We start from the raw sequence: 17,654 nt of genomic DNA on the forward strand, positions 1-17,654 counted from the left end.
ACGGCGCCTGCCGTGAACACCACCTCAGCCGTTGGTGCCGCCGCCCGCGGGACCCACAGGGCTGGGCTCGGGCCGGACGCCGCCGCCCCCGCCCGAGCCGTCGGGGCCGTCGTCCGGGTCGGGCCCGGTCGGGGTGCGGGCGGCCCCGCCCGCGATCCAGATGCCGACCTCGGCACCGCGCTCGCGCTGCTCGCCGGCGGGCGGCTCCTGGTCGTTCACGTGTCCGCGCCCCGCACCCGTGTGCACGGCGTTCCGTCCGACGGCGAGGACCCCGGCGTCCAGGGCCTTGTCGTGCGCCTCGGCCGCGGGCAGCCCGACCAGGTCGGGCACCGTGGTCACGTCACCGCGGGGCCCGCCGGCCGCGTCGCCCGTCATGTCCTCGGCGTCGGTCGTGCGCGTCTCGTCGGTGTGCATCGTCGCCTCCTCCGGCATGCCGGTCACAGCCAGTGCGTACCCATCCTGCCGGTCACCCGAAGCTGCGTCGGGGGTCACCCCGTCGTCGGCGGCACCGCGACCCGGACGCGCCGCACCCGGGCTGCCGCCGCCGGAGGCGATGCGCGCCCTCGTCCGGACGCTCCTGGCCCGACCCGCGGGGGCGGTCGCCCGACGGCGGCGCGTGTCCGCCCGAGCACCGTCCGAAGTGTGCCTTGACCTCGTCCGAGCTGCGGGTCTGCACTTGGTTGGTCTACCAAACAGCGCGGTGGAGGGTGCGGGCATGGACGACGTACTGGTGGTCGGAGCGGGGCCGGTGGGGCTGACGGCGGCCTGCCAGCTCGCGCGGCTCGGGGTGTCGGTGCGGGTCGTCGACAAGCTGGATCGGCCCACCACCGAGTCACGTGCCGTCACCGTGCACGCCCGCAGCATGGAGATGCTCGCGCCGCTCGGCGCGCTGCCGCGCATGCTGGCCCGGGGCCGTCGCGTCGACGGCCTGGCGATGGTCGACGGCGCGACGGGCCACACCCGCGCCCGCATCGATTTCGGCGAGGTGCCGAGCCGCTACGCCTTCCTGCTGGACATCGCCCAGCCCGACAGCGAGGCGGTGCTGGCCGAGCGGGCCGACGAGCTCGGGATCGTCGTGGAGCGTGGGGTCGAGCTCATCGCGCTGACCCAGGACGACGACGGCGTCGAGGTCACCCTGCGATCCGACGACGGCGAGCGCACCACGCGGGTGGGCTGGGTCGTCGGCGCCGACGGCGGCCACAGCACCACCCGCCACCTGGTCGGCACCCACCTGGAGGGCGGCTTCCACGGCCAGCACTTCGCCATGGCGGACGTGGAGACCGAGACCGCCCTGTCGCCGGACACCATCCGCATGTTCACCCACCCCGACGGCGTCGGGATGCTCTTCCCCCTGGCCGGGGCCCGCGCCCGGACGATCTTCCTCGTCGACGCGCCACCCGCCGGCGCGACCGCCCCCACGCTGGAGGAGATCCAGGCCCTCGCCGACGCGCGCATGGGCGGGCAGGTCCGGATGCGCGACCCGCTGTGGCTGACCTACTTCGAGGTCCACCATGCCCAGGTCCCGCAGTACCGCCACGGCCGGGTGCTCCTCGCCGGCGACGCCGCGCACATCCACAGCCCGGCCGGGGCGCAGGGCATGAACACCGGCATCCAGGACGCGGCCAACCTGGCCTGGAAGCTCGCCCTCGTTGCCCGGCACGGGGCCGACGCCCGGCTGCTCGACACCTACCACGACGAACGTCACCCCGTCGGCGCCGAGGTCGTCCGCACGACCACCGCGCTGACGAACGTCGGTACCGCGGCGGGCGTCGGCGCGGTGCTGCGCGACGCCGCCCTCTTCGTCGTCGGTCACACCCCCGCGGTGGGCGACGCCGCGGCCGCGAAGACGGCCGAGGTGACCATCGCCTACCGCGACGGCCGCCTGGCGGTCCACCACGGCCACCACCGGCACGGCACGGCGCGCGCCGGCGACCACGCGCCGGACCCCGACGGCCTGCGACGTCCCGACGGTTCCGCCGTGACGATCGCGGACCTCCTCGTGCGGCCGGGGCTGCTGCTGCTCGCCCGCAGCGACGACACCGACACGGTCGACGCGCTGCACCGGGTGCTCGGCGACCTCGGCACGGTGGTGCGGGTCGTGCGGGCGGCGTCCGCCGACGGCGGGGAGCAGGTCGTCGACGACGGCGACGTGATCGGGCGGCACTACGGCCTCGGCGACGAGGGCCTCGCGCTCGTCCGGCCCGACGGTTACCTCGGCCTCGTCGCCGACGCGGCCGACCCCGAGCTCCTGCGGCGCTACCTCGCCGACTCCCTCGGCGTCCCCGAGCCCGTGGCACCGTAGGGGCGATCGTGGCCGACAAGCGCCGCGCCATCGTCGAGGCCGCACTGGAGGTGATCGGCGACTCGGGACCGGGCGGGTTCACCCAGCCCCGGGTGGCCGCGCGGGCGGGTCTGCGCCAGAGCCACCTCACCTACTACTTCCCGACCCGCGACGACCTGCTCGCCGCGGTGGCCGAGGAGGCGGTACGCCGGCGCATCGCCGTGCTCCGCGAGGCACAGGCGGCCGCCGGCGGACCCGGCGAGCAGGTGGCGGCCCTCGCGCAGGTGCTCACCGCCCCCGAGCACACCCGGATCCTGTTGGCCCTGACCCAGGCCGCCGACCGGGACGCGGCGGTGCGCGCCTCGTTCGACGCGCTGGCGGCGGGTGTGGGACCGCTCGGCGCGGACCTGCTGGCGACGGTCGGCGCGGAGCCCGACCCGGTCGACGTCGCCCTCGTGCAGGCGCTGTCGACCGGCATCGCCGTGCTGTCCCTCGCGCGCGGCGGGGACGCCGCGGCCGCCGAGCACCTGCTCCGCGCCTTTCTCGACCGGCTCGCCGCGGCCCGTAGTCACGGCGACGCCGGCGTCGTCTCCAGCGACGCCGCCAGCCGCGCGAACCCCTCGTCGAGCGGCACCCGCGGGACGTAGCCGAGGTCGCGGCGCGCGGCGGTGATGTCGAACCAGTGCGCCGTGGCCAGCTGCCGGGCCAGGAAGCGGGTCATCGGCGGCTCCCCCACGCCGACCGGCACCGGCAGGCGTTCGAGCAGCCGCCATACCGTCTCCACCGCAGCTCCCGCGGCGAGGGCCACGGGCAGGGGCACGGTGGCGTGCACCGGGGCGAGCCCGCCCGCGACGACGATGCCGTTGATCAGCTCGCGCACCGGGCGCGGGTCGCCGGACGTCACGAAGTACGCCCGGCCCGCGCAGGCCGCGCCGGGCGTGAGGCGGTCGGCGGCGTCGAGGTGGGCCCGGGCGGCGTCGTCGACGTAGGTGGAGTCGATCAGCGCCGAGCCGTCACCGACGAGGCGCAGCCGCCCGGACCGGGCGCGGGCGAGGATCCGCGGCACGAGCTGGGTGTCGCCCGGTCCCCACACGAGGTGCGGGCGCAGCGCCACGGTGGCCGGCCCGTGACCGTTCGCGGCGAGCACCAGGCGCTCGGCCTCGGCCTTGGTCTCCGGGTAGGGCGCGTCGAAGTGGGTGGCGTAGGGCAATGACTCGTCGCCGCCGGCGATGTCGCCGCCGGTGTGCACCACGCTGGGCGTGCTCGTGAAGACGAAGCGCCCGACGCCCGCGTCGCGGCAGGCGTCGAGCAGCACGCGGGTGGCGTCGACGTTGCTGCGGCGGTACTGCGCCTCGCTGCCGGAGATGCCGGCCCGCGCCGCGACGTGGAACACGACGTCGACGCCCTCGACCGCGGCGCGCGCGACGGCGGGGTCGGCGAGGTCGCCCCGGTGGGTGGTCACCCCGCGCTCGCGCAGGGCCGGGTAGTCGCCGCGGGCCACGCTGGCGACGTCGTCGCCGCGATCGAGCAGCGCGTCGACCACGGCGCCGCCGAGGAACCCGCCGCCGCCCGTGACCAGGGCCCTCACGCGAGCTCACCCGCCGCCCAGCGCCCGAGCGCCTCACGGTCGATCTTCGAGTTGTGCCGCGGGTCGACGGGCAGCCCGGGGTGCTCGAGCAGGGTGGTGATCGACCGGGTGCGCGCGTCGTCGGCGGCGAGGGCGCGCAGCTCGTCGGCCACGACCGGGGTCAGCCGGTGCCCGGGGAGCATCTCGACCACCGCCACCGGCCTCCGGTCGCCGTCGGGCCCGACCCCCACCAGCGCGGTGCGGCGCACCGCGGGGTGCCGGTTGAGCACCTCCTCGCACGGGACGCTGTGGAGCGGGCCGCCGGCGGTGTGGACGACGTGCGAGACCCGGCCGGCGAACCAGAGACGGCCCGCGGCGTCGGCGGAGGCCAGGTCGCCCATCCGGTGCGCGAGGCTCCCGTCCCAGCGCAGCTTGGCCGCCGCCGTCGCCGCCGGCCGGTCGGCGTAGGCGGGGCTGACGACGGGACCGCGGACGACGACCTCGCCGACCTCGCCGGGCGCGACGTGGCGGTCGGGGGTGAGCTCCTCGATCGGCCCGTCCGTCGGCCGCACGAGGGCGACGTCGACACCGGGCACCGGGCGCCCGACGCAGATGCCGTCGTCGGGCAGGTCGAGCAGCTCGTCGCTGCCCACCGACGCGACGGGGAGCGCCTCGGTGGCGCCGTAGGGGGTGTGGACCTGCGCGCCCGGGTCGAGCAGGGCGAGCACGCGGCGCTGGACGTCGCGCGGCACCGGGGCGCCGGCCGAGATCACCTGGCGCAGGGTCGGCAACCGCGTCCCCGCCGGCGCGCCGCGGCCGAGGCGGTCGAGGACCGCGGGCGAGCCGAACATGACCGTGGCCCCGGTGCGCCGGGCGGCCCGCACGAGACGCGCCGGGACGACCTTCGCCGGCTTCGTCGGGTCCATGCGCGGCACCACCGTGGTCATCCCGAGGGCCGGGCCGAAGAGCGCGAACGGGGGGAAGGTCGCGAGGCTGACGTCGCCGGGACCGAGCCCGTAGAGGTCGCGCACGAGGCCGGCCTGGGCGAGCAACCCGTCCTCGTGGTGCTCGACGCCCTTGGGCGGGCCGGTGCTGCCGCTGGTGAACAGGATCGCGGCGGGCGTGCCGGTGGGTCGGGCGACGGGGGCGAACGGCCCACGGCGGGCGCCCTCGCGTTCCAGCCGGCGCAGCGACAGCGCGCCGGGCACGGGCACGGGGCCGGCCCCGACGGCGACCCACGCGTCGGGGCACCAGCGCAGCACGCGGCGCGCGAGGTGGGCCTTCGCGACGCCGACGAACGCCTCGGGCGCGGCCTCGCCGAGACAGGCGCGCACCCGGTCGAGGCCGATCCCGGGGTCGACGACGACGGGCACGGCCCGCACGCGCAGCAGCGCGTAGGCCAGCACGAAGAAGTCGGCGACCGGGGGCACCAGCAGCGCGGTACGGGTGCCCGGCCCGACACCCGCGGCGAGCAGCCCGCCCGCGGCGGCGTCGACCCGGCGCTCGAGGGCAGCGAAGGTCACCCGGCGGAACCCGAGCGGTCCGGGGAGCACCAGCGCGTCGGCGCCCGGCCGGGCGGCGGCGTGCTCGGCGAGCAGGCCGTCGAGGGTGGGCGGTGCCTGCGGCGACGTCGCGGTCATCGCCCGGCGGCCAGGAACGTCCGGACCCGCGGCACGATCCGGTCCGCGGCGTCCTCGAGCACGTAGTGGCCGGCGTCGGGGTAGCGGTGCACCTCCGCGCGCGGCAGGTGCCCGACGAGGTGGTCGAGGATCTCGGCGTCGAACACCGGGTCCCGCATCCCCCAGTGCACCTGGACCGGCTTCGCGTCCAGCAGCGGCAGGCGCTCGGCGAGGTGTTCCAGCACGGGCTGGGCGGGGTCGGCCGGGCCGGTCGGGATGTCCTGCACGAAGGCGTGGACCGCGACACGGTGGGCGGGGCTGTCGTAGGGAGCGAGCAGCCCGCGGCGGGCCTCGGCGTCCAGCCAGCGACGCCCGGTGCCCATCGCCAGCGCGCCGAGGGAGAACGCGTTGAGGCGCCGGACCGCCACGTCGCCGACGACCGGCAGCCGCGCCGCCTGCAGCGACCACGGGATGCGCTTGCCCGCCGGGAGCGGGAACGCGCCCGTGTTGAGCACGACGACCCGGTCGACGCGGTCGAGGTGGTCGACCGCCCAGGACAGCCCGATCGGCCCGCCCCAGTCGTGCACGACGAGCGAGACCGGCTCGTCGAGGTCGAGGGCGTCGACGAAGGCGGTGAGGTCGGCGACCCGGCGGGAGAGCGTGTACGGGTAGTCGGCGCGCGCGGGCTTGTCCGACCGACCCATGCCGATGTGGTCGGGAGCGATCGCCCGGAACCCGTCCCCGGGCAGCGTCGCCAGCAGGGAGCGGAAGTAGAACGACCAGGTCGGGTTGCCGTGGACGTGCAGCACCGGCGGCCCGGTGCCCTCTCCCCCGGGCCGCTCGTCGACGTACGCCATCGCGTGGCCGCCGACCTCCACGGTCCGCTCGGTGAAGGTGAACCCGGGCACGGTGGTCGTCACCAGATCACCTCCGCGGCGGCGGCGTTGATCCCGCTCCCGACCCCCATGAGCATCACCCGGCTGCCGTCGGTGACGGTGCCGTCCTCCACCGCCTTGGACAGCACGGTGGGCACGCCCGCCGGGCCGATGTTGCCGAACCACGGGTACTGGGACGGGAAGCGGTCGTGGTCGAGTCCGAGCTGGTCGGCCACCGCGCGGGTGTGCACCTTGCTGACCTGGTGCAGGCAGTAGACGTCGTAGCTGTCGGTGTCCCAGTCGAACGCGGCCACCGCGTCCTTCCACGCACGTCCTGCGAGCTCCATGCCCGCCGTGAGCAGGCCGGAGCTGTCGGTGCGCATCTCGTCGGCCTGCCCGACGCACAGCCCCGAGTTCCCGATCGTGCTGGCACGCCCCAGCCCACCCAGGAAGCGGTGCCCGCCCGGGCCGTCGGCGCGCGAGAGGACCATCGCCACGGCCCCCGAGCCGACGGTGAGGGTGGCGAACTGCTCGTGGAACATCGCGCGCGTCGCGCCATCGCCCGCCAGGCGTGCGAGCGTCGACTCCATCGCGAAACGGCTCGTCTCTCCGGCGACCACGAGACCGTGGTCGATCTCGCCCGCCTCGATCATCGTCGACACGATGTTCATGCCGTTGAGGAATCCGAGGCACGCATTGCCGAGGTCGAAGTTCACGGCCTCCGGGGACAATTCGAGGCGGCCGTGGACGATGCTCGCCGTCGACGGTTCGAGGTGGTCGCGGCTCACCGAGGTGTTGATCAGCGCACCGATGTCAGCGCGGTCGACGCCGCTGCGCGCCAGGGCCTCCTCCCCCGCCCGCGCGGCCACCTCGCTGGGCATCGTGCCCTCGTCCCAGACGCGCCGTTCCGCGATGCCCGAGAGCTTCTCCAGCAGGCCCGGCGTGATGCGCAGGCGCTGCAACGTCCCCGCGATCCGGTCCTCCAGCTCGGTGGAGGTGACCACGTGCGGCGCATCGACGTGTGCCAGGCCCGTGATCACGACGTCGTCGTACCGCTGTGCCGCTCTCATGCCCCCGAGAATGCGTGCCGACCGTCGAGCGCGCACAGGAGACGGAATCGTCTGCTCCCCGACGACGGCTGATACCGTCGTTCACACGAACTGCGGTAACAGGAAAGATCGGGTGCTGTCTCCACCGAACGGGCGCACCCACGACGACACCCGCAGGAGAATTGTCGACCTCGCACGATACGGCACTACCGAGGGGTACGGCGCCGGAGACCGTGCGATGTTTCTCGTATTCGCCGTGCGGTCGGATCTCTCCCCACCGGCACACGGGCCGCGCCCCGCCAGAGGCCGAGGGACCGATCGCGGCCGCCGCAGGTCCCGGCAGCGAGCCGTCGTCGGCACTGTGCACGGACGCGCGCCCGCCCGAGGATCGCGGGCCGTGAGAGCGACCAGGCGTCGCGGGAGCACGCGCACCCCGGCGGTGCTCGGCTGGGCCCTGTGGGACTGGGGTGCCTCCGCCTTCAGCGCGATCATCGTGACGTTCGTGTTCGCGGTGTACCTCACCGATGCCGTGGCCGCGGACCCGGACGCCGGCGCCCGGGCGCTCGGTCTCGCCCTCACCGCCGCCGGGGTGTGCGTGGCGCTGCTGGCGCCGGTCACCGGGCAGCGCGCCGATGCACGCGGTCGACGCAAGGTCTGGCTGGGCGTGCACAGCGCGGTCGTCATCGCCTGCATGGCGGCGATGTTCGCCGTGCGGGACGAGCAGGCCTACCTGCTGCTCGGCCTGGTCCTGCTCGCCGTGGCCTCGGTGTTCTTCGAGTTCGCCGAGGTCAACTACAACGCGCTGCTCGTGGCGGTCTCGACCCGGGAGACGCGGGGCAGGGTCTCCGGGTTCGGCTGGGGCATGGGGTACTTCGGCACCGTCGTGGTGCTGGCCTTCGTGCTGTTCGCCTTCGTGCAGCCCGACGTCGGCCTGTTCGGGGTCACCGCGCAGGACGGTCTGAACATCCGCGCGGTCGCGCTGACCGCGGCGCTCTGGTTCGCGGTCTTCGCGCTGCCCTTGTTCCTCCTGGTGCCCGAGGCACCCGCGTCCGGCGAGGCGGTGCCCCGCAACGTCCTCGCCAGCTACGCCGTGCTCGGGCGGCGGATCGCTCAGATGTGGCGCTCGGACCGGCGGCTGCTCGCGTTCCTCGGCGCCAGCGCGATCTACCGCGACGGGCTGGCGGCGGTCTTCACCTTCGGCGGCGTCATCGCCGCGGGGACCTTCGGTTTCAGCCAGGCCGAGGTCGTGGTGTTCGCGATCGCGGCGAACCTCACGTCCGGGCTGGGCGCACTCGTCGGCGGCCGGCTGGACGATCGGCTCGGCCCGAAGGCCGTGATCGTCGCCTCACTGGCCGGCATGCTCCTGGCCGGAACGCTCCTCGTGCTGTTCACCGGCAGGGCCGCGTTCTGGGTGTGCGGGCTGGCGCTGTCGGTCTTCCTCGGCCCCGCCCAGTCGGCCAGCCGCACCTTCCTCGTCCGCGTGGTCCCGCCGGCGCGGGAGGGCGAGGCCTTCGGGCTCTACGCGACCACGGGCCGCGCCGTGAGCTTCCTCGGACCGCTGGCGTTCACCGGCTTCGTCGCGGCCTTCGGCACCCAGCGCGCGGGGATGGTCGGCATCGTGCTCGTCCTGCTCGCCGGGCTGGTCGCCGTCCTGCCCATCACCGGCCCTCGCGGCGACGAGGCGCGCGCCGCGTGACCGATCGGGCGGGCTCGTTGCTGCTGCTGCGCCACCGACAGCCACCCGCGGAGGGACGTTCTCGGGGTGGCAAGTGGACCCGTGTGATACCACCCACATCAAGGTCATCTTGAGGTTTAAGGTTCCGGCTTCGTCGCCCGAGGCGCGTGGTGTGGACCTCCGCGCGGTGGCGACCCATCGGGAACAGTGCGGCAGGAGGCCGGAGAGATGTGGCAGCGACAGGGGGCGCCCGTCGGAGGGTGGCGCGCCGACGCGTTCGGCACCGGGACCTGGCAGGGGGCGTCGCAGCACCAGCGACCGCCCGTCGAATCCGATCCGGCGACCGCCGCCGGACCGCTCGGTGCGACGGCGGTCGCGTCAACGGGCCGGCGTTCGCGACGCACCCGGGACGCGGTGCCAGGGCCGCCCTCACCTGCGCGGGGGGCCTGGGAGCCGACGCCGATCTTCCAGGCCGTGGCGTCGGAGTGGGAGCGGCGCCGGCGCGACGACGTCGTCGCGGACCGCCCGGGCGCCGAGGCCGGGCCCGCGGGGGACCACGGCGCGCCGGCCGCGTCGTCGGCGGACACGGGACCGTTGCCGGTCCAGCGGACCCACGGGGCCCGGGCGCACGATCTCGCCCCGGTGCACGCCGTGCCCCCGCCTCCGCCACACGACGCCCGGCGCCACGAGGTCGACGGCCTCCCCCCGCGCGTCGCGTCCGCGGGCGGGACGGACCGCCCTGGCTGGATGCCCGTGCCGCGTCCGGGAACGGGACCGCTGCCGGTCCAGCCGCGGTACGCGAGCCGGCGTGATCTCGCCCCGGTGGACGCAGTGCCGCCGCCCCCGCCGCGGGGCGGCTCGCTCGAGGACGAGCTGATCCGGCGGGCGGAGCGCCGCCGGCGGCCGCTGTCCTCGACACCGGTCGCGGGCGGACGGCACGCCCTGCGCCCGCTCGACGGGGACGAACCGACGCCGCATGCCGACCCCGACAGGCTCGGCACGGGCGGGAACCTCCTGACCTTCACCGGGATCTCCTAGCACCGACCGGCCACCGGAACCGCCAACCGAGGACGGTGCGACGGTCCGTCGACGCGGGCGACCAGTGCCCCGGGCTCTAGCGCCGGCGAGTGGAGGCCGGTTCCGGGCCCCTCGACGCGCGACGGGCGCGCTCACCGTCGCGGTACTCGTAGAGGCGGAGGCGCGCGGCCACGTCCGGGTCGATCGAGCCGGGTGGGGCGGGCTCGGGGGGCAATGCCGGCGCCGCCTCGAGCGCTGCCGCGCACGGCTGTTCGCCGGTGGCAGTGCGGCACTCCGCGGACGCGTGCGCGGGCACCGGGGCGCCGTTCGGCGCCGGGTGCCGTCGGCTGCGCTCGTCGGTACGAGGGGGATCGGCCTCGGGGTGGTCGGCGGCGGATCGCCGGTGACGACGGATCGAGCGCCGAGGGCTGGTCTTCTTGCTGTGCAGCAGGGCCGCATCGATCCGTCGATGAACCCGGTCGGGCTGGTCGACGTCCACGACGACACGGTGAAAGGGTCGGCCGGAGAGGTAGATGACCACGACGTGTGTGCCGTGCCGGGCGCTCCACAGCTGGCGACGTTCACCGACTCCCCAGCAGCCGGCGCGGTAGCGCCGCGGCCACCACAGACCGGGACAGGGAAGGCGTGGACTCGAGGCGACGGCGTCGGCCCGAGCCATCACCCGGGCCCCGAGGATCCGTGTGTAGGGCAGGAAAATCCCACGCGAACCCGCGGCGACGAGGTCGGCTCCGGAGAACCGGACACGCAGCCCGGTCAGCGTGACCTGGAGTCGTACCGCCATCCACACCTCCACGGCTTTCGGAGGGCAGCCACACCGACTCCCCTCCTGGACCCCCACCGGATGTGGCGGCCGCGAGCGAGTTGGTGACTTGTCGAATTTCATCACGCCGGGGTTACGGCCCTGAGCCCTGTCCTGAGCAAGTTGGGCCATTCGCCCGCGCGGATGACGGCCGGCCCGACGCAGCCCTTGCTCTCCATCGCGCTCTCGCATCGACAGCAATTCGTCGTTTCCGGGGTCGCGACACGCCGAGCGAGCCGAAATGCCGGGAACGGGTCGGCCTCGGAGGATCCTGCACGGCTATGATCGCGTGGCTGTCGGTCCTCCTGTCGGTCCTGCCGCCGCTGTTGATGCTGCTGGCGGTCGGGACGGAACGCTTGGAGACCACCCGTTTGAAGGCCGGTACGGTCCGGGTGGAGGACGTCGAGGACTTCCTCGATCGCGTTCACCGCCTCCGACTCAACCGCGGTGACCGTCTCGACGGCTGAGAACGCACGCCCGCCCTCGACCAGCCCGCGGTGGTCGGGCACGGGCCGTCAGGCGCGCGGCACCAACCTCACGATCTTGCACGCGTGGCGGCCGGAGTCCTCCTCGCGCGACGTCACGGCGTGCCGTCCGTGAGCCGTGAACGGCACGACCTCCGCCTCACGGCCGTGCTCCGCGGGATGCTCCAGCTCGTCCTCGGCCGGCCGGGCTCGTGGCAGGACCGGCGGCGTCGTGGTCGCCGAGGCCCGGGCGTGCCGGACGGCGCGGCGCTCGACGGCCCTGCCCCGGCGCTCCCAGTCCGAAGCCACGGCGCGAAAGATCGGCGTGAACTCGTCCGCCCCCTCGTCCCAGGCCTCCCAGGCCCAGGTGCGGAGCGTGTCGGATCGCCACTCTCCACGCCGCACGTCCTCGCGCCATCCCGACATCGCCGGTCTCCCTGTCGTCCGCCACGGTCACCGACGCCGCGCGGACTGCCCTCCGCGGCTCGCGTCGAGGCAGACCCTAAAGTTCAACATGAGGTTGAGGGGCCGCGACACGCTGAGGGAGATTTCCGACGCGCGACCGGCCGCGAACAGGGAGTGGAAGACGTCGCCGATCTCACCCTCGGAGACGTCGAACAATTGACCACATACAATGGGGCGGGCCCCGCCGCTCACAGTTGAACGGCGGGGCCGGCGGACGCCCGAGGTGGGGGCTCCCCCAGTGTCCGCGAGACCACCGGCGGACGGCGCGACGAACAGGGAAATACTTCCTCGTGACGGCGTTGACCGACTTCCGGAACAGTTCTTCCGCGCGACCGGTCGGCGCCGTTTCCGGTCACGGGGTGCACGTCGGAATCCTCATGAGACAGTTTTCCCGGTGGTGTCCGCCCTGGAACGGCTGGGCTGCACCCGTTTCGGCTCGCCGGGCATCTTCGGGTACTCGGGCGGGTAGGGCAGATCGCCCAGGCCGTGGTCGCGCCGGTCGCGCTCCACCCACTCGAGCACCGTCTCGAGGCCGCGGGGGTCGTCGTGCAGGCCCGCGTGGGCGTCGCCGCGCTCGGCGAGCACGCCCGCGGCGGTGAGGACGTCGAAGTCGTCGGGGTCGACGTCGCCGAGGTCGTCCCAGCCCAGCGGCATCGACACCGTCGCCCGCGGGGTGCCGCGCACCGACCACGCCGAGGCGATCGTGCGGTCACGCGCGGCCTGGTTGTAGTCGAGGAAGACGCGCTGCCCGCGCTCCTCCTTCCACCAGTCGACGGTGGCCTCGCCGGGCACACGCCGGCACACCTCGCGGGCGAGGGCGATCACGGCGCGGCGGACGCCGACGAAGTCCCACTCCGGGCGCACCGGCACCATCACGTGGATCCCGCGCCCGCCCGAGGTCTTGGGGCGCCCGTGCAGGCCGGCGTCGTCGAGCACCTCGCGCAGCACGCCGGCGACGCGCACGGCGTCGGCGAAGTCGGTGCCGGGCTGGGGGTCGAGATCGATGCGCAGCTCGTCGGGCTGATCCACCTGCCCGCGGCGTACGGGCCAGGGGTGGAAGTCGAAGGTCCCGAGGTTCGCGGCCCAGGCGAGCACGGCCGTGCGGGTCGGGCAGATCTCCTCGGCGGAGCGCCCGCTGGGGAAGCGCACCTCGACGGTCTCGAGCCACTCCGGGGCGCCCTTGGGCACGCGCTTCTGGTAGAAGAACTCGCCGGTCACGCCGTCGACGAACCGCTTGAGGTGGGTCGGGCGTTCGTAGAGCACGTCGAGCAGCGGCCCGCGCACCGCGATGTAGTGCTGGACGACCTGGCGCTTGGTGATGCCGCGGTCCGGGAAGTAGACCTTGTCGGGGTTGGTGACGCGCACGGCGAGGCCGTCGACGTCGAACTCCTCGGCCGGGGACTTCGCCACGCAGGCAGGCTAGGAGATCAGGCCTCGCCGGTCACGATGCTGTCGTCGGCGGTGCGCAGCCGGTCGGCCAGGGCCTGCAGCTCGCTGCGCAGGCGCGCGAGGTCGGACGGCTCGAGGCCCGTCTCGGCCTGGACCCGGCGCTGCACGGCGAGCGCGGGCTCGCGCAGCGCCTCGCCCTCCGGCGTGCACGCGACCTCGACGGTGCGCTCGTCCTCGGGGCGGCGGCGCCGCACGACGCGGCCGCGCTCCTCCAGACGCTGGAGCAGGGGCGAGAGCGTGCCGCTGTCGAGGTGCAGCTCGCGGCACAGCCGGCCCATCGTCACCGGCCCGTGCTCCCACAGCACGAGCAGCGCGACGTACTGGCTGTAGGTGAGGCCGAGGGGTGCGAGACCACGCCGATAGGACGCCGCGATCGCGCGCGAGGCGTCGTGCAGCGCGAAGCACAACTGCGCGTCGAGCGTCGTGCACGCCGAGGTGTCCGTCGTCATGCCGTACAGGGTAGGCCCGACCTGCCCGTTCGCGGGTTACCGTGGGCCGATGACCATGTCCGAGGGCCCGCGCGACCGACCGGGGGACGCCCCCGGTCCGCCCGGCCGGTTCGCCGACGACCTCGTCGGTCTCGACCCCGACGACCCCGAGGCGCGCGCGTTCGCCGCGCACCTCGACCGCATGGAACGCGTCGGGCCGACGTTCACCGTCGAGGGGCAGCTGGCCGGGGTCCGCGACTTCGCCGAGTCGGCCAACCGCGCCGACGGGCTGCGCCGGTTGGCCGCCGTGGTCCTGGTCACCCTGGTGCTGCTCGGCGCCGGGTACGTCATCTTCGAAACGCTCGAGGTCGTGCTGCGCACCGCGTTCTGAGCCGTCGGGCCGGGCCGCGGGACGTATTAGCCTGGGGGCATGAGCAGTGACGCCTCGATCGGCACCCCGAAGGTCAGCAAGTCCGACGCCGAGTGGCGTGCGCAGCTGAGCCCCGAGGAGTACGCGGTGCTGCGCCAGGCGGGCACCGAGCGTCCCTTCACCGGTGAGTACGACGAGGTCTTCACCGAAGGCGTGTACTCGTGCCGCGCCTGCGGGGCCGAGCTCTTCCGCTCCGAGACCAAGTTCGCGTCGCACTGCGGCTGGCCGTCGTTCTACGCCCCGTCGTCCGACGACAACGTCATCCTGCGCGAGGACCGTTCGATGGGGATGACCCGCGTCGAGGTGCTGTGCGCGAGCTGCCACTCGCACCTGGGCCACGTGTTCACCGGCGAGGGCTACGGCACGCCCACCGACCAGCGCTACTGCATGAACTCGGTCAGCCTGCGCCACGAGCCCGCCGCCTGACGACGACCACCACTGGTCCGTCCGGTGGAGCCGGCACGGCCGGACCGACGCTTTGCCCGGCGGCTCCGGTGGCCGTGACCACCTGTGGCGGGCGCGAGCGGCCGTGGCCGTTAACGTCGAGGACGGCGAGCCGCCTCTGCACCCGGAGCGAGAGAGGACGATGCCGCCGATGGGCCATCCCATCCGCCACGGGGCCACCCCCGACCACCCGCGCCGCCCGCACCCGCTGGCCGCGCGGCTGCCGCGGTTCGACGAGAGCGTCCAGTACGACGTCGTCCGCGACAGCCTCATGCCCGAGGAGCAGATCGACGGCGTCTACGCCAGCGAGAGCGCCATCGCGCTGTGCGGGATCACCAACCGGCGGGTCATCCTGCTCGACACGGCGTTCCCGGGTGGGCGCGCGGCGCTGATCACCGCGCCGTACAGCCGGATCACGACGGTCGCCTACGTCTCCACCGAGAACGACCCGATCTTCTCCCGCACCGTCGCGATCCAGATCGGGCGCACGTTCTACGAGGTGACCTGCCGCGGCGAGGAGCAGGCCGCGGAGATCCACGACCTCATCACCTGGCACCTCATCGACTGAGGGCCGGCACCCCGCGCGTCGCGGCCGCCGCCAGCTCCTCCACGCCCACGGCGGCGACCCCGCGCTCGCGGGCGACGCGGACGACGTCGCCGAGCAGGGAGGGCCAGGTGCACACCACGGCGTCGACGTCGCGGCAGATCAGCTCGCCGACCCGGGCGGCCAGGCGGACGCGGATGTCAGCGGTGGGCTCGAGCAGCGTGCGGTCGACGACGTGCACGTCGACGATGCCCGGCGCGTGCTCCGCGAGGAGCCGCCGGGCCGCCTGGACGTGCGCGGCGGCGACGTGCAGGAAGCCGACGGTCGCCACGTGCGGAACATGCCACATCGCGGAGCGTGACGCGAGTGCTCGGTCGACGGGCGGCCGTCCACCGCCGTTCGACGGCACCCGACCGGGCGACGATCAGGGCAGCGACGTGACCAGCTGGCCCGGCGACACCCGCGGCCCGGTGAAGAACGGGGTCTCCTCGCGCACGTGACGGCGGGCGTCGGTGGCCCGCAGGTCGCGCATGAGGTCGACGATCCGGTCGAGCTGGTCGGCCTCGAACGCGAGGATCCACTCGTAGTCGCCCAGCGCGAACGCCGGCACGGTGTTGGCGCGGACGTCGGCGTAGCCGCGCGCGGCCTTGCCGTGCTCGGCGAGCATGCCGCGGCGCTCCTCGTCGGGCAGCAGGTACCACTCGTAGGAGCGGACGAACGGGTAGAGGCACAGGTAGCCGCGGGGCTCCTCTCCCGCGATGAACGCCGGCACGTGGCTCTTGTTGAACTCCGCCGGGCGGTGCAGCGCCGTGCCCGACCACACCGGCGTCGAGGCGCGGCCCAGCGCCGTGCGCCGCAACGCCGAGTACGTGGCCTGCAGCGACTCGACGTCGGGAGCGTGGGTCCACACCATCCAGTCGGCGTCGGCACGCATGCCCGCCAGGTCGTAGACGCCGCGCACGGCGACGCCCTTGCCCTCGGCCTGCTCCAGCACGCCCGTGAGCTCCTCGCCGAGGGCTGCGCGGTCCTCGCCCAGGCGCGCCGGGTCGGTGCGGAAGACCGACCACATGGCGTAGCGGACGGTCGAGTTCAGCTCGTCGTAGTTCAGCCGGGCCACGGCTCCATCGTGCCACCGCGCGTCCCGGGCACGCGGGTCAGAGGGACTCCTCGGTGGCCGAGACGCCGGGCACACGGTCGGCGCGGAAGGCCTCGACGAAGCGGCGGTGGTCGTCGCGCACGACGGAGGCGTAGTCGCGGCCGAAGGCGACGAGGTCGGCGACGAACGCGTCCTCACGCTCGCCGACCACGGCGAGGACCGCGTCCTCCACCTGGAGTGCGACCAGCCCCTGCTCGGCGTCGGCGTCGGCGACGCAGTGGGCGCGGGCGGTCGCCTGGCCGAGGCGGTGCAGGACGTCGCGCAGATCGCGGGGCTCGGTGAGGTCGTCCCAGTCGAGGTCGTTCTCGTAGGGCGAGAGCTGGTTGACGACGTAGCCGACCCCGCGCATCTCGGTCCACCCGAGCAGGCGGTCGGCGTGCGCCTGCAGCGCGCGGCGGGACAGGGCGGTGCGGTGGCCGTGGTGGAGGAACCACGCGGCGGCCTCGGGGTCGTCGACCACGCGGCTCGGCGCGGCCCGGACCGCCTGCTTCATCGACAGCACGATGTCGTCGTCCAGCGCCTCGGTCGGGCCCTCGATGAGCACGTTGTAGGCGGGCAGTCCGGCGCTGCCGATCCCGAAGCCGCTGCGGCCGACCACGTCGTGGACCGTGTAGGCCGGATCCGGCCAGCGCCTGCCCGGCGGGATCGTGTCCAGATAGGCCTCGTAGGCCGCGAGGACCTCGGCGCGCTCGTCGTCGTCGAGGCGCCGCACCCCCGGGCCCGCGCGGAAGATGCGGTTCTCGCCCTCGATCTCGGTGGTCGCGTCGAGGAGGGCTCGGCGGCTCCGCTCCCGCGAGCGCTGCAGCGCGGCGCGGATCGGGCCGTCGGTGGTGGCGCGGGTGAGGGCGAACTCCCGCTCGCCCGAGCCCCCGGAGAAGGAGCGCACCGCACCGAGGTAGGACCGCAGGTACGCGGTGTTGAGCGCGTCGATGTCGGCGTCGGAGAACGCCTTCGACCAGCCGAGCAGGGCCACACTGGCCACGAGCCGGCGCAGGTCCCAGGTCCACGGGGCGACGTAGGCCTCGTCGAAGTCGTTGACGTCGAACACCAGCACGCCGTCGCCGTCGAGGTAGGTGCCGAAGTTCTCGGCGTGCAGGTCGCCCTGGATCCACACCCGGCGCGTGCGCTCGTCCACCCACGGGTCGTCCAGCCGGACGACGTCGGCGTAGAACAGCGGCGCGCTGCCCCGGTAGAAGGCGAACGGCTCGGCGGCCATCTTGCGGAACTTGTTGCGGAACGCCGCCGGCGACGCCGCCATGAGGTCGGAGAACGCGTCGGTGAGCACGTCGACGATGGCGGCGGTGCGGTCCTCGTCGTCGTGGGCGTCGAGGGCGGCGGCGAGATCGGCCATGGCGATCAGTCTGGCCCCGG

At 74.5% G+C, this 17,654-nt stretch carries 19 protein-coding genes; 8 read left to right on the forward strand and 11 right to left on the reverse strand.

The annotated features are described in order from the left end of the window. Positions 1-24: 24 nt before the first annotated feature. Positions 25-432, reverse strand: coding sequence for a PASTA domain-containing protein (locus C8D89_RS28940; RefSeq protein ID WP_243417836.1), 408 nt, complete (start codon positions 430-432; stop codon positions 25-27). Between the two features lie 283 nt (positions 433-715). Here C8D89_RS28940 and C8D89_RS00425 point away from each other — a divergent pair, with 283 nt between their 5' ends. Further along, complete coding sequence (locus tag C8D89_RS00425; RefSeq protein WP_165825486.1) at positions 716-2,302, forward strand: FAD-dependent monooxygenase; 1,587 nt, start codon at positions 716-718, stop codon at positions 2,300-2,302. Positions 2,303-2,310: 8 nt separating this feature from the next. After that, a complete protein-coding gene (locus tag C8D89_RS28945) occupies positions 2,311-2,928 on the forward strand; it encodes a TetR/AcrR family transcriptional regulator (RefSeq protein ID WP_165825487.1) in 618 nt (205 codons plus the stop codon). On the opposite strand, the gene C8D89_RS00435 is transcribed toward C8D89_RS28945, so the two are convergent. From C8D89_RS00435 to C8D89_RS00450, 4 genes are read right to left on the reverse strand one after another with little or no spacing between them, the layout of a single operon-like run. Continuing rightward, a complete protein-coding gene (locus tag C8D89_RS00435; RefSeq protein ID WP_116706123.1) occupies positions 2,850-3,869 on the reverse strand; it encodes an NAD-dependent epimerase/dehydratase family protein in 1,020 nt (339 codons plus the stop codon). The genes C8D89_RS28945 and C8D89_RS00435 overlap by 79 nt on opposite strands. Then, on the reverse strand, positions 3,866-5,488 hold the full coding sequence (locus C8D89_RS00440) for a fatty acid CoA ligase family protein (protein WP_116706124.1): 1,623 nt from the start codon (positions 5,486-5,488) through the stop codon (positions 3,866-3,868). The genes C8D89_RS00435 and C8D89_RS00440 overlap by 4 nt, the downstream gene beginning before the upstream one ends. Beyond that, positions 5,485-6,387, reverse strand: a complete 903-nt coding sequence (locus C8D89_RS00445; protein ID WP_116706125.1) for an alpha/beta fold hydrolase — start codon at positions 6,385-6,387, stop codon at positions 5,485-5,487. The genes C8D89_RS00440 and C8D89_RS00445 overlap by 4 nt, the downstream gene beginning before the upstream one ends. Further along, positions 6,384-7,412 (reverse strand): 3-oxoacyl-ACP synthase III, encoded by a 1,029-nt coding sequence (locus C8D89_RS00450; protein WP_116706126.1) that lies wholly within the window; start codon positions 7,410-7,412, stop codon positions 6,384-6,386. Before C8D89_RS00450 ends, C8D89_RS00445 begins: the two co-directional genes overlap by 4 nt. Positions 7,413-7,788: 376 nt before the next feature. Between C8D89_RS00450 and C8D89_RS00455 the strand changes: the two genes are divergently transcribed. The 3 genes from C8D89_RS00455 to C8D89_RS00470 all read left to right on the forward strand — a co-directional run bounded on the left by C8D89_RS00455 (position 7,789) and on the right by C8D89_RS00470 (position 11,370). Next, the gene (locus tag C8D89_RS00455) at positions 7,789-9,087 is read left to right on the forward strand and encodes an MFS transporter (RefSeq protein ID WP_243417650.1); all 1,299 of its coding nucleotides are present in this window, start codon (positions 7,789-7,791) and stop codon (positions 9,085-9,087) included. A gap of 453 nt (positions 9,088-9,540) precedes the next feature. Beyond that, positions 9,541-10,104, forward strand: a complete 564-nt coding sequence (locus C8D89_RS00460) for a hypothetical protein (protein WP_133251786.1) — start codon at positions 9,541-9,543, stop codon at positions 10,102-10,104. A 1,080-nt stretch (positions 10,105-11,184) separates the two neighbouring features. Further along, positions 11,185-11,370, forward strand: coding sequence for a hypothetical protein (locus C8D89_RS00470; RefSeq protein ID WP_116706130.1), 186 nt, complete (start codon positions 11,185-11,187; stop codon positions 11,368-11,370). A gap of 48 nt (positions 11,371-11,418) precedes the next feature. On the opposite strand, the gene C8D89_RS00475 is transcribed toward C8D89_RS00470, so the two are convergent. The 3 genes from C8D89_RS00475 to C8D89_RS00485 form a co-directional block, all read right to left on the reverse strand. Next, positions 11,419-11,793, reverse strand: a complete 375-nt coding sequence (locus C8D89_RS00475) for a hypothetical protein (protein ID WP_116706131.1) — start codon at positions 11,791-11,793, stop codon at positions 11,419-11,421. Positions 11,794-12,207: 414 nt separating this feature from the next. Beyond that, the gene (ligD, locus tag C8D89_RS00480) at positions 12,208-13,242 is read right to left on the reverse strand and encodes a non-homologous end-joining DNA ligase (RefSeq protein WP_116706132.1); all 1,035 of its coding nucleotides are present in this window, start codon (positions 13,240-13,242) and stop codon (positions 12,208-12,210) included. 17 nt (positions 13,243-13,259) lie between these two features. After that, the gene (locus tag C8D89_RS00485; protein ID WP_116706133.1) at positions 13,260-13,730 is read right to left on the reverse strand and encodes a MarR family winged helix-turn-helix transcriptional regulator; all 471 of its coding nucleotides are present in this window, start codon (positions 13,728-13,730) and stop codon (positions 13,260-13,262) included. 49 nt (positions 13,731-13,779) lie between these two features. Here C8D89_RS00485 and C8D89_RS00490 point away from each other — a divergent pair, with 49 nt between their 5' ends. The 3 genes from C8D89_RS00490 (at position 13,780) to C8D89_RS00500 (ending at position 15,151) form a co-directional block, all read left to right on the forward strand. Next, on the forward strand, positions 13,780-14,100 hold the full coding sequence (locus tag C8D89_RS00490; RefSeq protein ID WP_423716605.1) for a hypothetical protein: 321 nt from the start codon (positions 13,780-13,782) through the stop codon (positions 14,098-14,100). 39 nt (positions 14,101-14,139) lie between these two features. Next, the gene (gene msrB / locus C8D89_RS00495) at positions 14,140-14,565 is read left to right on the forward strand and encodes a peptide-methionine (R)-S-oxide reductase MsrB (protein ID WP_116706134.1); all 426 of its coding nucleotides are present in this window, start codon (positions 14,140-14,142) and stop codon (positions 14,563-14,565) included. Between the two features lie 169 nt (positions 14,566-14,734). Next, positions 14,735-15,151, forward strand: coding sequence for a PH domain-containing protein (locus C8D89_RS00500; protein ID WP_116706135.1), 417 nt, complete (start codon positions 14,735-14,737; stop codon positions 15,149-15,151). Here C8D89_RS00500 and C8D89_RS00505 read toward each other — a convergent pair. The 3 genes from C8D89_RS00505 to C8D89_RS00515 all read right to left on the reverse strand — a co-directional run bounded on the left by C8D89_RS00505 (position 15,141) and on the right by C8D89_RS00515 (position 17,634). After that, complete coding sequence (locus C8D89_RS00505; RefSeq protein WP_116706136.1) at positions 15,141-15,458, reverse strand: hypothetical protein; 318 nt, start codon at positions 15,456-15,458, stop codon at positions 15,141-15,143. The genes C8D89_RS00500 and C8D89_RS00505 overlap by 11 nt on opposite strands. 93 nt (positions 15,459-15,551) lie before the next feature. Continuing rightward, complete coding sequence (hemQ, locus tag C8D89_RS00510) at positions 15,552-16,244, reverse strand: hydrogen peroxide-dependent heme synthase (RefSeq protein ID WP_116706137.1); 693 nt, start codon at positions 16,242-16,244, stop codon at positions 15,552-15,554. A gap of 37 nt (positions 16,245-16,281) precedes the next feature. Then, positions 16,282-17,634 (reverse strand): DUF2252 domain-containing protein, encoded by a 1,353-nt coding sequence (locus C8D89_RS00515; RefSeq protein WP_116706138.1) that lies wholly within the window; start codon positions 17,632-17,634, stop codon positions 16,282-16,284. Positions 17,635-17,654 lie beyond the last annotated feature (20 nt).

The organism is Actinomycetospora cinnamomea, assembly GCF_003096675.1.
In the GTDB taxonomy this organism is placed as follows: Bacteria; Actinomycetota; Actinomycetes; order Mycobacteriales; family Pseudonocardiaceae; genus Actinomycetospora; species Actinomycetospora cinnamomea.